This window comes from Streptomyces sp. NBC_00597, assembly GCF_041431095.1.
In the GTDB taxonomy this organism is placed as follows: Bacteria; Actinomycetota; Actinomycetes; order Streptomycetales; family Streptomycetaceae; genus Streptomyces.
The window spans coordinates 6,466,441-6,480,693 of sequence record NZ_CP107757.1 but is presented as its reverse complement, the minus strand read 5'-3'; the positions used below and the strand labels follow the sequence as shown (position 1 = coordinate 6,480,693).

Annotated in this window: 12 protein-coding genes and 1 riboswitch; of the genes, 6 read left to right on the top strand and 6 right to left on the bottom strand. The window is 70.8% G+C overall.

The annotated features are described in order from the left end of the window. Positions 1-57: 57 nt before the first annotated feature. Positions 58-1,236, bottom strand: coding sequence for a spermidine/putrescine ABC transporter substrate-binding protein (locus OG974_RS29680; RefSeq protein WP_327278805.1), 1,179 nt, complete (start codon positions 1,234-1,236; stop codon positions 58-60). A 104-nt stretch (positions 1,237-1,340) separates the two neighbouring features. Beyond that, positions 1,341-2,780, bottom strand: a complete 1,440-nt coding sequence (locus OG974_RS29675; RefSeq protein WP_327278804.1) for a gamma-aminobutyraldehyde dehydrogenase — start codon at positions 2,778-2,780, stop codon at positions 1,341-1,343. Between the two features lie 169 nt (positions 2,781-2,949). Here OG974_RS29675 and OG974_RS29670 point away from each other — a divergent pair, with 169 nt between their 5' ends. The 6 genes from OG974_RS29670 (at position 2,950) to OG974_RS29645 (ending at position 8,977) form a co-directional block, all read left to right on the top strand. After that, positions 2,950-3,453, top strand: a complete 504-nt coding sequence (locus OG974_RS29670) for an Lrp/AsnC family transcriptional regulator (RefSeq protein ID WP_030298396.1) — start codon at positions 2,950-2,952, stop codon at positions 3,451-3,453. 3 nt (positions 3,454-3,456) lie between these two features. Further along, a complete protein-coding gene (locus OG974_RS29665; RefSeq protein WP_328763864.1) occupies positions 3,457-4,818 on the top strand; it encodes an aspartate aminotransferase family protein in 1,362 nt (453 codons plus the stop codon). 169 nt (positions 4,819-4,987) lie between these two features. After that, the gene (locus OG974_RS29660) at positions 4,988-5,791 is read left to right on the top strand and encodes an ATP-binding cassette domain-containing protein (protein ID WP_327278803.1); all 804 of its coding nucleotides are present in this window, start codon (positions 4,988-4,990) and stop codon (positions 5,789-5,791) included. Further along, complete coding sequence (locus OG974_RS29655) at positions 5,773-6,846, top strand: hypothetical protein (RefSeq protein ID WP_327278802.1); 1,074 nt, start codon at positions 5,773-5,775, stop codon at positions 6,844-6,846. The genes OG974_RS29660 and OG974_RS29655 overlap by 19 nt, the downstream gene beginning before the upstream one ends. Positions 6,847-6,872: 26 nt before the next feature. Further along, entirely contained in the window at positions 6,873-7,964 is a 1,092-nt protein-coding gene (locus tag OG974_RS29650; RefSeq protein ID WP_327278801.1) for an LOG family protein, read from the top strand. Between the two features lie 107 nt (positions 7,965-8,071). Then, positions 8,072-8,977 (top strand): hypothetical protein, encoded by a 906-nt coding sequence (locus OG974_RS29645; protein ID WP_327278800.1) that lies wholly within the window; start codon positions 8,072-8,074, stop codon positions 8,975-8,977. Between the two features lie 9 nt (positions 8,978-8,986). Here OG974_RS29645 and OG974_RS29640 read toward each other — a convergent pair whose 3' ends face one another. From OG974_RS29640 to rlmN, 4 genes are all read right to left on the bottom strand, one after another. Then, positions 8,987-10,009, bottom strand: a complete 1,023-nt coding sequence (locus OG974_RS29640; protein ID WP_327278799.1) for an ABC transporter ATP-binding protein — start codon at positions 10,007-10,009, stop codon at positions 8,987-8,989. Then, positions 10,009-11,625: an iron ABC transporter permease gene (locus OG974_RS29635; RefSeq protein WP_327285805.1), complete on the bottom strand. Its 1,617-nt coding sequence runs from the start codon at positions 11,623-11,625 to the stop codon at positions 10,009-10,011. The genes OG974_RS29640 and OG974_RS29635 overlap by 1 nt, the downstream gene beginning before the upstream one ends. Positions 11,626-11,684: 59 nt before the next feature. Further along, on the bottom strand, positions 11,685-12,782 hold the full coding sequence (locus tag OG974_RS29630; RefSeq protein ID WP_327278798.1) for a thiamine ABC transporter substrate-binding protein: 1,098 nt from the start codon (positions 12,780-12,782) through the stop codon (positions 11,685-11,687). A gap of 91 nt (positions 12,783-12,873) precedes the next feature. Next, a riboswitch (TPP riboswitch) is annotated at positions 12,874-12,984 on the bottom strand. Positions 12,985-13,004: 20 nt separating this feature from the next. Further along, a complete protein-coding gene (gene rlmN / locus OG974_RS29625; RefSeq protein WP_327278797.1) occupies positions 13,005-14,117 on the bottom strand; it encodes a 23S rRNA (adenine(2503)-C(2))-methyltransferase RlmN in 1,113 nt (370 codons plus the stop codon). Between the last annotated feature and the right edge of the window lie 136 nt (positions 14,118-14,253).

Below are 14,253 nucleotides of genomic sequence, written 5' to 3'. Positions count from 1 at the left end.
ATGTCTGAACGCGTTCAGTTCTGTAGCGGGACCGTGATCGTTCTGTTCCGCCCGACGTCAGAGGCCGACGATGGCGTTCCATCGCTGGGCGAAGGAACGGCGCTCGGCCGAGGAGATGTCCCGGGCCACGACGAGCCGCTTGCGCATCTCCCCGTCGGGGAAGATCAGCGGGTTCTCGGCGAGCTGCGCGGTCTCCTTGTCGTCGGAGCCGGCCAGGACCTCGCGGGCGGCCGGAACCGGGCAGACGTAGTTGACGGCCGCGGCGAGTTCGGCGGCCACCTCCGGAGCGTAGTAGTAGTCGACCAGCGCCTCGGCGTTGACCTTGTGCCGGGCCAGGTTGGGGACGAGCAGGCTCTCGGCCCAGAGCTCGGCGCCCTCCTCCGGGACCACGAACTCGATGTCGGGGTTGTCGGCTTGGAGCTGGATGGCGTCGCCGGAGTACGCCTGGCAAGCCAGGACGTCCCCCTTGCTCAGATCGGAGGTGTAGTCGTTGCCGGTGAAGCGTCGGATGTGCCTCTTCTTCACCATGCTCTCCACCTGGTCGCACATCCGGTGGAAGTCGGACTCGGTCCACCGGGTGACGTCCACGCCGTTGCCCTGCATCAGGAGGGCGAAGGACTCGTCCAGGCCGGAGAAGAGCGTGACCTTGCCGGCCAGGTCCGGGTGCCACAGGTCCTTGACGGACTTGATCTCCCGGCCCAGCGCCTTGCGGTTGTAGGCGATGCCGGTGATCCCCGACTGCCACGGGACGGTGTGGAGGCGGCCTTCGTCGAAGGCCGGGGACCGCAGCTGCGGGTCCAGGTGGGCGGCCACGTTGGGCTGCGCCGAGCGGTCCATCTTCTGGGCCCAGCCCAGGTGGACGAAGCGGGCGGCCATCCAGTCGCTGACCACCACCAGGTCGTGACCGGTCTCCTGGTGGTTCATCAGGGCCGGGCTGACCTTGCCGAAGAACTCGTCGTTGTCGTTGATCTCCTCGGTGTACCGGACCTCGATGCCGGTCTTCTCCGTGAAGGCGTCCAGCGTGGGCCGGCGCTCCTCGTCCTCGTCATCGGTGTCGATGTACAGCGGCCAGTTGGAGAAGGCGACCCGCTTGTCCCGGTCGGAGCGGTCCGGGCCTCCCCGCCGGTCCTCGGGGACGAACGCGGCGGGCACACCGCAGCCGGTGAGGGCCGCGAACAGGCCGGCGGCACCGAGGCCGCGCAGCGCCGCGCGGCGGGAGAAGGCGAGTTCAGGCATGGGCAAAGCCTCGGGGACGGGAAGAGGGCGGGCAATAGACACATTGTCTACTGCCCGCCCCCTCAAGCCCCTTGGATGATCGATGTGATCTCCGCGGGGAACGATCAGCCGTCGAGCGAGGTCATCACGTGCTTGATGCGGGTGTAGTCCTCGAAGCCGTAGGCGGAGAGGTCCTTGCCGTAGCCGGACTTCTTGAAGCCGCCGTGGGGCATCTCGGCGACGAGCGGGATGTGGGTGTTGATCCACACGCAGCCGAAGTCGAGGTTCTTGGACATGCGCATCGCGCGGCCGTGGTCCTTGGTCCACACGGAGGAGGCGAGGGCGAACTCGACGCCGTTCGCGTACTCCAGGGCCTGGGCCTCGTCCGTGAAGGACTGGACGGTGATGACGGGGCCGAAGACCTCGTTCTGGATGATCTCGTCGTCCTGCTTGAGGCCCGAGACCACGGTCGGGGCGTAGAAGTAGCCCTTGTCGCCGACCTGGTGGCCGCCCGCCTCGACCTTGGCGTGGGCGGGGAGGCGCTCGATGAAGCCGGCGACCTGCTTGAGCTGGTTCGGGTTGTTCAGCGGACCGTAGAGCACGTCCTCGTCGTCCGGCTGGCCGGTCTTGGTGTCGGCCGCGGCCTTGGCGAGGGCGGTCACGAACTCGTCGTGGATGGACTCGTGCACGAGCACGCGGGTCGCCGCGGTGCAGTCCTGGCCGGCGTTGAAGTAGCCGGCGACCGCGATGTCCTCGACGGCCTTGGCGATGTCGGCGTCCTGGAAGACCACGACCGGGGCCTTGCCGCCGAGCTCCAGGTGGACGCGCTTGACGTCCTTCGAGGCGCTCTCGGCGACCTGCATGCCGGCGCGCACCGAGCCGGTGATGGAGGCCATCGCCGGGGTGGAGTGCTCGACCATGGCCTTGCCGGTCTCGCGGTCGCCGCACACGACGTTGAAGACGCCCTTGGGCAGGACGGAGTCGATGATCTCCGCCATCAGGACGGTGGAGGCGGGGGTGGTGTCCGAGGGCTTGAGCACCACGGTGTTGCCGGCGGCGATGGCCGGGGCGAACTTCCACACCGCCATCATCATCGGGTAGTTCCACGGCGCGACCTGGGCGCACACGCCGACCGGCTCGCGGCGGATGATCGAGGTCATCCCCTCCATGTACTCGCCGGCCGAGCGGCCCTCCAGGAGACGGGCCGCACCCGCGAAGAAGCGGATCTGGTCCACCATCGGGGGGAGCTCCTCGCTGGCCGTGAGGCCCAGCGGCTTGCCGGTGTTCTCCGACTCGGCGGCCACGAGCTCGTCCGCGCGCGCCTCGAAGGCGTCCGCGATCTTCAGCAGGGCCTTCTGGCGCTCCGCGGGGGTGGTGTCGCGCCAGCCCGGGAAGGCGGCCGCGGCGGCGGCCATGGCGGCGTCGACATCGGCCTGGCCGGAGAGCGGGGCGGTGGCGTACACCTCGCCGGTGGCGGGGTTGACCACCTCGGTGGTCCGCCCGTCGGCGGCGTCCTTGAACTCTCCGCCGATGTAGTTGCGCAGACGACGCAGTTCGGTGGTCACTCCAGCCACACTCCTGATCACATGTCCAACGATTGAGACGAATCCCAATCCTAGCCCCAAGGCGGACGCTTTCGGCAGGGCCGGACACCACCAACTACGAAATCAGTGAGATCCAAGACCTCAAACAACGGATTTCATCGATTCCGTCTTGCGGAACAGACGACTCCTCGTGCACAGTGAGGTCGTGGTCAGTCGAAGCGCAGATTCCAGGAACAGACAACCGTCCCCTTCGGTCGATGCTGTGTCCCTGGCGATCATCGAGCAACTGCAGGAGGACGGTCGCCGTCCCTACGCAGCGATCGGCAAGGCCGTGGGCCTGTCGGAGGCAGCCGTGCGCCAGCGCGTGCAGAAGCTGCTCGACCAGGGCGTCATGCAGATCGTCGCCGTCACCGACCCGCTCACCGTGGGCCTGCGACGCCAGGCCATGGTCGGCATCAACGTCGAGGGAGACCTCGACCCGGTGGCCGACGCACTGACCCAGATGGCCGAGTGCGAGTACGTGGTCATGACCGCGGGCTCGTTCGACCTGATGGTGGAGATCGTCTGCGAGGACGACGACCACCTACTGGAGACGATCAACAAGAAGATCCGCGCGCTCCCCGGCGTGCGATCAACCGAAAGCTTCGTTTATCTGAAGCTGAAGAAGCAGACCTACATGTGGGGAACTCGATAGCCCGTGAGCCAGGACCTCTCCAAGACCGCGTACGACCACCTGTGGATGCACTTCACCCGCATGTCGTCGTACGAGAACTCCCCCGTCCCCACCATCGTGCGGGGTGAGGGCACCTACATCTTCGACGACAAGGGCAAGCGCTACCTGGACGGTCTCGCCGGACTGTTCGTGGTCAACGCCGGTCACGGCCGCAAGGAACTGGCCGAGGTCGCCTACAAGCAGGCCCAGGAACTCGCGTTCTTCCCCGTGTGGTCGTACGCGCACCCCAAGGCCGTCGAGCTGGCCGAGCGCCTCGCCCACTACGCGCCCGGCGACCTGAACAAGGTCTTCTTCACCACCGGTGGCGGCGAGGCCGTCGAGACCGCGTGGAAGCTCGCCAAGCAGTACTTCAAGCTGCAGGGCAAGCACACCAAGTACAAGGTCATCTCGCGTGCGGTCGCCTACCACGGCACCCCGCAGGGCGCCCTGTCCATCACCGGTCTGCCGGCCCTGAAGGCCCCCTTCGAGCCGCTGGTCCCGGGCGCGCACAAGGTGCCGAACACCAACATCTACCGTGCCCCGATCTACGGCGACGACCCCGAGGCCTTCGGCCGCTGGTGCGCCGACCAGATCGAGCAGCAGATCCTCTTCGAGGGCGCCGACACCGTCGCCGCCGTCTTCCTGGAGCCGGTGCAGAACGCGGGCGGCTGCTTCCCGCCGCCGCCCGGGTACTTCCAGCGGGTCCGCGAGATCTGCGACGAGTACGACGTGCTCCTCGTCTCCGACGAGACGATCTGCGCCTTCGGCCGTCTCGGCACGATGTTCGCCTGCGACAAGTTCGACTACGTCCCGGACATGATCACCTGCGCCAAGGGCATGACCTCGGGCTACTCCCCGATCGGTGCCTGCATCATCTCGGACCGCCTCGCCGAGCCGTTCTACAAGGGTGACAACACCTTCCTGCACGGCTACACCTTCGGCGGACACCCGGTGTCCTCCGCGGTGGCGATCGCCAACCTCGACATCTTCGACAAGGAAGGCCTCAACCAGCACGTGCTGGACAACGAGGGCTCCTTCCTCAAGACGCTGCAGAAGCTGCACGACCTGCCGATCGTCGGCGACGTCCGCGGCAACGGCTTCTTCTACGGCATCGAGCTCGTCAAGGACAAGGTCACCAAGGAGTCCTTCACGGACGAGGAGACCGAGCGCGTGCTCTACGGCTTCCTCTCCAAGGCGCTCTTCGACAACGGCCTGTACTGCCGTGCCGACGACCGTGGCGACCCGGTCATCCAGCTGGCCCCGCCGCTGATCGCGGACCAGGGCACCTTCGACGAGATCGAAGGCATCCTGCGCTCGGTGCTCGCCGAGGCCTGGACCAAGCTGTAAAGAGCAGCAAACAGTCCGAACCACACGGCCCGGATCGCCCGTTCGAGTGAGAACGCGGGGGTCCGGGCCGTGTGCTGTCACCATCCAAGACGTTCATCTCTTTACATCTCAGTGCGGCGCCAGTGACCGAACCGGCTCTGCTTCGTTCCCCCGGACGGAGGTGTACGCCATGGTGGCTCCACCGGACAACGCCCCACCGGACAACGACGTGCTCTGGGCCCGGTCCGTTCACTACTCCCACTGGGGGTCCCCACGGACGAAGTCTGGGGGAGGTTCACCCGGCCTCATCGGAGTCTCGGTCGGCGTCCGCCAGAGCGAGATCCTGGCCCTGACCGGCCCGCGCGGCAGCGGAAAGACCACCCTGCTGCGCTGCCTGGCCGGCCACCTGGTCCCCGAGCAGGGCGAGATCTGGTTCAACAGCGTGCCCGTCCACACCATGGGCGCCGTGGCCCGCGAACGGCTGCGCCGCGACCGGTTCGGCTGGATCGGCCCCGACCCCCTGCTGCTGCCCGAGCTCAAGGTGTGGGAGAACGCGGCCCTGCCCCTGCTGGTCGCAGGCGCCTCCCACCGCACCGCCAAGGCCGCCGCCTGCGAATGGCTGGACCGGCTCGACATCGGCGCGTTCGCCCGCAAACGCCCGGGCGCCCTGACCCGCGCCGAATCCCAGCGGGTCGCCCTCGCCCGGGCCCTCGTCAACGAGCCCGCCGTCGTCTTCGCCGACGAACCCACCGCCCCGCTGCACCGCGCCGAGTGCGCGCTGCTGCTCCGTGCGCTCACCACCGCGGCCCGCTCGCACGGGATCACCGTGCTGCTGGCCACCCATGACGAGGAGACCGCGGCCGTCGCCGACCGCCGGGTCGCGCTGCTCGACGGCCACCCCGCCGCGGCCGCGCCCGCCGTCGGCGTGCGCGGCGCCGGCGATCCGCCCGAGGAGAGTCCTGGAGGCCAGGCCGCGTGCTCGCTCTCCGCCTAGCCCGCGGCTCCCGGCCGCTCGTCCAGGTGCGCCGGCTCCTGGTCGCCGCCGCCTGCGCGGGCACCGGGTTCCTGCTGCTGTACGTGCTCGCCGGGGCCACGGCCCGGCCTGCCGGATCGTTCCCGCGTCTGCTGTGGGCCATGGTCCCGCTCGCCGTCACCGTGCAGTTCGCGGTGGCCGTCGCCCGGACCGACCCCGCGACCCGGCCCCGGGAAGGGCTGGACGCCGTCGGGCTGGGCCCCGTACGGATCATGCTCGTCGCGGCGCTCTCCACCGCCATCGCGTGCACCCTGGGGAGCGCGCTGGCCCTGGCCGCCTTCCTGCACCTGCGGGGCGACCTCGCCGGCCTGCCCTTCGACGGAGCCGGGGCCGGACTCCTGCACGCCGACCGGCCGCTGCCCGTGGCGGCCGCCCTCACTCTGGTGGCGCTGGTCCCGCTGGCGGCCTGCGTCGCCACGGCCCTCGCCCTGCGCCCGCACCCTCCGCTGGCCCCGCAGACGGCCCTGCCCTGGGGCATCGCGGTCACCGCCTGCGGACTGGCCGTCGAGGCGTACGCGGGCCTCGGCGGCGCCGGGATGCCGGCCGGCTGGGCCCTCACCGCCGTCGGACTCTCCCTCGCCGGCCCGGGACTGGCCTACGCCTGCGGGGCCCTGGTCCAGGCCGTCCGCCCGGGCGCCGTGCGGCTCCTGGCCGGGCGGGCCCTCCAGGAGGACGCGCCGCGGCTCGGCCGTCCGATCGGGGTGCTGTGCGCGGTCGGCGCGGGCGTCCTCACCGCCGTGGCCCTGCACGGCCGGGGCGCACTCGCCGTCCCGCTGGGCCCGCTCACCGCTCCCGCCTGCGCCCTGGTCCTGCTGTGCACGGCTGCGACCTTGCTCACGTGCGCCGTGGAGGTCCGACAGGACCGCTCCGCCACCCGCCGGACCCTGCGTGACCTCGGAACTCCGGGCTCTGTCCTGCGTACGACCGTGGTGGTGCGGGCCACCGCGCTGGTGGCCGTGTGCGGGCCGATCGTGTGGGGTGTGGCACAGCTGACGTCGCTGGCGTTGACCCGCTGACACGGGCAGCCCTTAGTGTGGGCCGAATGGTCAACGCAGACATCGAGATCGAGACGCTCGCCGAATTCGACCAGGTCGCGGCCCGTGGCTCGCTCAGCGGCTACCGGATCCAGTCGGTCAACCTGCTGGAGCGCACGTTCGCCCTGCTGTCCGCCGACACCTCCGCGGCCGTCTTCCTGGGCTGCGCGATGGAGCCCGACGCCTCGGCGAAGGTGCGCGCCGACGGCGCGCTCGTCTTCCCGCCGGTGCCGGACCTGCCGTTCAATCCGTACCGCGGCCTGCTCTACACCGCTGACGAGCTGTTCACGGGACTGTCCGGCGGCTACGAGGCCACCCCTGACGCCCAGTCGTACGCCTGGTTCCAGGAGACGAAGGCCGACGGCGACGTCTTCTCCTCGATGCTGCGCTCCGTCCACGACGACGCGATCTCCGACGGCCTCGACGAGCACCTCGCCGGCGCCCGGGTCGTGGGCGTCATGGGCGGCCACGCGATGGCCCGCGGCGCTCTGGACTACCAGGGCGCTGCGGAGCTCGGCCGCGAGCTGGCCCGGTCCGGGCTGACGGTGGCCACCGGCGGCGGCCCGGGCGCGATGGAGGCGGCCAACCTCGGCGCCTACCTGGCGCCGGCCCCTGACGAGGCCCTCGCGGAGGCCCTGGAGATCCTGGCCAAGGCTCCGTCCTTCGTGCCGTCGGTGTCCGACTGGGCGCGGGCGGCGTTCACCGTGCGGGAGCGCTGGCCGTCCGGCGGCGACTCGGTGGGGATCCCGACCTGGTTCTACGGGCACGAGCCGCCGAACGCCTTCGCCGGCCACATCGCCAAGTACTTCGCGAACGCCACCCGGGAGGACGGGCTGCTCGCCCGTTCCAACGCGGGCGTCGTGTTCCTGCCGGGCGCCGCGGGCACCCTCCAGGAGATCTTCGACAACGCGACGCCGAACTACTACGAGTCGCGGGGCGAGCCGACGCCGATGGTGTTGGTCGGGCGGACGCACTGGACCGAGCACCTGCCGGCGTGGCCGTTGCTCCAGGCTCTGGCGCGCGGCCGCGGGATGGCGTCGCGGATCGCGCTGGTCGACTCGGTGGACGAGGTGCCCGCCGTGCTCGACTCGATGAAGTGACCCCCTGGTGAAATGAAGGGCGGCCCGAGGCAACTTCCCGGCCCGTTCGCACGTCTGCCATAGGTAATCAAAACGCAAAAACCTGCCAGACGTGAACGGAGCCCTCGGTGCTCATAGGCCTGCTGACCGCGATCGCGGCGTCCATCTGCTACGGCACGGGGTCGGTGCTGCAAGCCGTGGGATCGCGCCGGGCGGCCCGGACGTCCCCGGCCGCCGCGGGCGTGACCGCGCACGGCGGCCCGAACCTGTCCTCCACTGCGAAGGCGGCGATGACCTGGGAGTTCATCGTCGGCACCATCCTGGACTTCGTAGGCTTCGGGTTGGGCGCGCTGGCCGCCCGGCTGCTGCCGCTCTTCCTCTCCCAGACCGTGATCAGCGCCAATCTGGTGATCACGGCCGTGCTCAGCGTCAAGATGCTGGGCATCCGGCTGACCCGCAAGGAATGGACCTCGATCGGGGTCGTCTGCGCGGCGCTGGTGCTGCTGGCGACGGCCGCCGGCCACGAAGGCGGCCACCACGCCCCGATGTCCACGCACTGGTGGCTGTTCGCCGTGACCCTGCTGATCATCGCCGGTGGCACGGTGGCCGTCCGGCTGCTGGGCGCCCGGGCCGCGATCCTGGCGGGCCTGCTGTCGGGCCTGGCCTTCGGCGCACTGGGCGTCGGCGTCCGCATCCTCGACGGGATCGACCCGTTCGACCTGGGCACGCTGCTCACCGACCCGGCCCTGTACGCCATCGTGCTGGCCGGCGTCGGTGGCATGTACCTGCACACGGTCGCCCTCCAGATCGGCTCGGTGAACGGTGCGACGGCCGCGCTGGTGGTGGGCGAAACCGTCCTGCCCGGCGCCATCGGCGTCCTGTGGCTGGGCGACGCCTCCCGGCCGGGCCTGGCATGGCTGGCGGTCCTCGGCTTCGTCCTCGCCGTCACGGGCGCGGTCGCCGTCGCCTGGTACGGCAACCACGACGGCGCCGAAGCCGACGCCCCCGCCCCGCAGCCGGTCCCGGCCGGCTGAGCGGGACGCTCACCGCGCCGGGAGGACGACCACCTCGGCCGGAGTGAAGGACACCGCGACCCGCTCGCCCACGGCCGGGGCCCCGGCCAGCCCGCACTCGGCCTCCAGCACGGGCCCCGCCTCCGGCCGGAGCCGCAGCGCCACGTGCGTGCCGCGGAAGGTGCGGGCGAGCACCTCGCAGCGCAGACCGGCGGCCGCGAGCACCACGCCCGCCGGGCGGATCAGGATGCGCCGCTCACCCTCCGGGGACCCGGCCGGCACCGGTACCTTGCCCCAGGCCGTCGCCGCGGCCCCGCCCGCGACCGTCGCCGGGACCACGTTCTCGAAGCCGAGGAAGCGCGCCACGAACTCCGAGGCCGGCTGCTGCCAGACCTCCAGCGGGGTCCCGGCCTGTGCGATCCGCCCGTCCCGCATCACCACCACCCGGTCGGCCAGGGCGAAGGCCTCGCCCTGGTCGTGGGTGACGGCCAGCACCGTGGTCCCGAGCCGGGAGAACAGCCCCTGCAGCTCCACCACCAGCCGCTCGCGCAGCCCCCGGTCCAGCTGTCCCAGCGGCTCGTCCAGCATCAGCAGCCTCGGCGAGGGGGCGAGGGCCCGTGCCAACGCGACCCGCTGCTGCTCGCCGCCCGACAGCGAGGCCACCGAGCGGCCTTGGGCCCCGGGGAGCCCGACCAGCTCCAGCAGCTGCGCGACCTGTGCCTCGTACGACTTCCGGGCAGAGCCCCGTACGCGCAGCCCGAACGCGACGTTCCCGCCCACGTCCCGGTGCGGGAACAGCTGGTGGTCCTGGAACATCAGGCCGACCCCGCGCCGGTGTGCCGGCACCCGCGCCTGGTCCGCCCCGCCCAGCAGGACCCGTCCGGCCGAGACCGGCTGGAGCCCGGCCACCACCCGCAGCAGCGTGGACTTTCCGCTGCCGCTCGGTCCGAGGACGCACACGACCTCGTGCTCGGCGACCGCGAGGTCCACCGCGTCGACGACGGCACGCTCGCCGAAGCGGACCGACACCCCGGCCAGTTCGAGCAACGTCATCAGAACTCTCCCGAGGTCTTGTCGGGGCGCAGTCGCTCCAGCACCAGCAGGGACACCGCGCACACCAGCATCAGAATCGTGCTCAGGGCCATGGCCTGCCCGTAGTTCATCTCGCCGGCCCGCCCCAGGAGCCGGGCCACGGCCACCGGCAGCGTGGGGCGGTCGGGCCGGGCGATGAACACGGTCGCGCCGAACTCGCCGAGCGAGACGGCGAAGGCGAATCCGGCCGCGATCAGCAGCGCCCGCCGCACCAGCGGCAGGTCCACCTCCCGCCAGGCCCGCAGCGGGGAGGCGCCGAGCACGGCGGCGGCCTCGCGCAGCCGCCCGTCCACGGCGCGCAGCACCGGCAGCATGGTCCGTACGACGAACGGCACGCCCACCAGCGCCTGCGCGAGCGGCACCAGGATCCACGAGGTCCGCAGGTCCAGCGGCGGCTCGTCCAGGGTGATCAGGAACCCGAAGCCGACGGTCACCGCCGACACCCCGAGCGGAAGCATCAGCAGCGCGTCGAACCCGCGCACGAACCTGCCCCCGCGCCGGGTCAGTGCCGCGGCCGCGAGCCCCCCGATCAGCAGGGCGATGGCGGTGGCGGCGAGCGCGTACTGCAGGGAGTTCCAGACCGCTTCCAGCGGTGGCACCAGAAACGTTCCGCCACCGGCGCCCGCGTCCTGGAGCGCCCGGTAGAAGCCGAACCCGTAGCCGCCGGGCGCGTCGAGGGAGCGCTCCACCAGGACCACCAGCGGGGCCACGATCAGCAGCGCCACCGTCAGCAGCACCCCGCCCAGAAGGGCGCGCTGCCCCGGACCGCTCGGCCGGTGCGCGGTCCGCGCCGGGTCCACCAGCCGCAGGGCGGTCTCCCGCCGGCGCACGGTCCAGGCGTGGATGCCGAGGATCAGGCCCACCGCGACGAACTGCACCATCGTCAGGACGGCGGCCGTCGGCAGGTCCAGCAGCTGCGCGGTCTGCCGGTAGACCTCCACCTCCAGGGTGGCGTACGAGGGCCCGCCCAGGATCTGCACGACGCCGAAGGAGGTGAACGTGAACAGGAACACCATCAGCGAGGCCGCGGCCACCGCCGGGCCGAGCGCGGGCAGCGTCACCCGCCGCCAGGCGGCGAACCGCCCGGCGCCCAGCACCCGGGCGGCCTCCTCCTGGCGCGGGTCCAGCTGCGCCCAGAGCCCGCCGACCGTCCGTACGACGACGGCGTAGTTGAAGAAGACGTGCGCGAGCAGGATCGCCCACACGGTGGTGTCCAGCCGGACGCCCCACAGCTCGTCCAGCAGCCCGCCCTGCCCGACCAGCGCCAGGAAGGCGGTGCCGACCACCACCGTTGGCAGCACGAACGGGACCGTGACCACGGCCCGCAGCAGCTGCTTGCCGGGGAACTCGAAGCGCGCGAAGACGTACGCGCCGGGGAGTGCGATCAGGAGCGTGAGCGCCGTGGACGCGCACGCCTGCCAGGTGGTGAACCAGAGCACGTCGGCGATGTCCGGCCGGGTCAGCACCTCGCCGATCCGGCCGAACTGCCATCCCTCGTCGGTCTTGATCCCGCGGCCGACGATCGCGGCGACGGGGTAGGCGAAGAACAGCGCGAAGAAGGCGAGCGGCACGGCCATCAGGGCGAGCCTGACGGCCGTGGCGCGCACGCCCTCCTTCACGGGAGTGCTCTCGCGTCCTACTTCACGACGAGCGAGGACCATGCCTTGACCCACTGCTCACGGTTCTTGGCGATGGTCTCCGGAGCGACCGTCTCCGGCTTCTCCACGACCACGCCGTGCTTCGTGAACAGCTCCGGCAGCTTCGCGTCCTTGGTCACCGGGTTCACGAACATCTGGAGCGGCATGTCCTCCTGGAACTTCTTGCTCACCATGAAGTCGATGAGCGCCTTGCCGCCCTCCTCGTTCTTCGCGCCCTTGAGCAGGCCCGCGAACTCGACCTGGCGGAAACAGGTGCCGGTGGCGACGCCCGTGGGGGCCTCCGCCGGCTGCGGCTCGCCGTACAGGACCTCGGCCGGCGGGCTGGAGGCGTAGGAGACGACCAGCGGGCGGTCGCCCTTGGCCTTCTTGCCGCCCGCGGAGCCCGAGAAGCGCTGGTTGTAGGCCTGCTCCCAGCCGTCGACGACCTCGACGCCGTTGGCCTTGAGCTTGGTCCAGTAGTCCTTCCAGCCGTCCTCGCCGTACTTGCCGACGGAGGCGAGGAGGAAGCCGAGGCCCGGCGAGGAGGTCGCCGCGTTCTCGGTGACCAGAAGGTTCTTGTACTCCGGCTTGACCAGGTCGTCCAGCGTCTGCGGCGGGGCGAGCTTCTTGTCGGCGAAGTACGCCTTGTCGTAGTTGACGCAGATGTCGCCGGAGTCGATCGGGGTGACCCGGTGCTCCTTGTCGAGAACGAACTCGGGCTTCACGTCGGCCAGGCCCTTGGACTCGTACGGCGTGAAGATGCCGTTGTCGAGGGCGCGCGAGAGGAGCGTGTTGTCCACGCCGAAGAAGACGTCGCCGCGCGGGGAGCCCTTCGTGAGGATCTCCTGGTTGAGGGCGGCGCCCGCGTCCCCGGACTTCAGGACCTTCACGGTGTAGCCGCTCTGCTGCTCGAACTCCTTGAGGACCGTGTCGGTCACGTTGAAGGAGTCGTGGGAGACGAGCGTGACGGTCTTGGACTTCGGGGATCCGCTCGCGGCGGAACCCTCGTCCTTCTTACCGCCGCCGCACGCGGCGAGCGTGCTCACGCCGAGGGCGGCGGCCAGCGCCGCACCCGCGATCTTCTTGGTGGTGCTCACGTAGACATTCCTCCTGGGTTGACCAGGAGAAGACGCGGCCCTGCCCGGGCGCTCGAAAAGGGAGCGGGACGCCCGGGCAGGGCGCAACAGCTTGAGGTGGTGACCGAACTTCCTACCCAGAATGACCTGGGCGAGGTTCAGAGGGTCTGCGGCCTGACGGTTGCCGCACTCTCAGCGCTGTGGCGCTCCCCTGTCGGAATATGCAGATGTACGCCTGCCAGCCTACCGCTCGCTCGCGGCGAGCTGACCGCAGGCACCGTCGATCTCCTGGCCACGGGTGTCACGGACGGTCACCGGCACGCCGTGGCGGGCGATGGCCTCCACGAAGGCCTTCTCGTCCTCGGGGCGCGACGCGGTCCATTTCGAGCCCGGCGTCGGGTTCAACGGGATCAGGTTGACGTGGACGCGCTTGCCCTTGAGCAGCCGGCCCAGGAGGTCGCCGCGCCAGGCCTGGTCGTTGATGTCGCGGATCAGGGCGTACTCGATGGAGATCCGCCGGCCGGACTTCTCGGCGTACTCCCACGCCGCATCGAGGACCTCGCGGACGTTCCAGCGCGTGTTCACCGGGACGAGGGTGTCGCGCAGCTCGTCGTCGGGCGCGTGCAGCGAGACCGCGAGGCGGCACTTGAAGCCCTCGTCGGCGAACCGCAGCATCGCCGGGACCAGGCCGACGGTGGAGACGGTGATGCCGCGCTGCGACAGACCCAGGCCGTCGGGCTCGGGGTCGGTGAGGCGGCGGATGGCGCCGACGACCCGCTTGTAGTTGGCGAGGGGCTCGCCCATGCCCATGAAGACGATGTTCGACAGACGGGCCGGCCCGCCGGGGACCTCGCCGTCGCGCAGCGCGCGCATGCCGTCGACGATCTGGTGGACGATCTCGGCGGTCGACAGGTTCCGGTCCAGGCCCGCCTGGCCGGTGGCGCAGAACGGGCAGTTCATGCCGCAGCCGGCCTGCGAGGAGATGCACATGGTGACCCGGTCGGGGTAGCGCATCAGCACGGACTCGACGAGCGTGCCGTCGTGCAGCTTCCACAGGGTCTTGCGGGTGGTGTCGTCGTCGCACGAGATGTGCCGGATGACGTTCATCAGCTCGGGCAGCAGCTCCGCCTGGAGCTTCTCGCGGGACGCCGCCGGAATGTCGGTCCACTCGGCCGGGTCGTGCGCGTACCGGGCGAAGTAGTGCTGCGAGAGCTGCTTGGCCCGGAACGGCTTCTCGCCGATCGCGGCCACGGCCTCCCGGCGCTCCTCGGGCGTGAGGTCGGCGAGATGCCGGGGCGGCTTCTTCGCTCCGCGGGGGGCGACGAAGGTGAGCTCTCCCGGGACAGGGCGGGCCATGGCTGGTACTCCTTGTAAGACGAAAGGCGCGCCGCAGAAGCAGCGCGCCTTTCAAGAGTAACCGCCCGGACCCACCCAAAGCCTTCAGACGTACGTCGTCCCAGCTCAGCGGGGTTGCCCTGGTGAACCGCCCGCC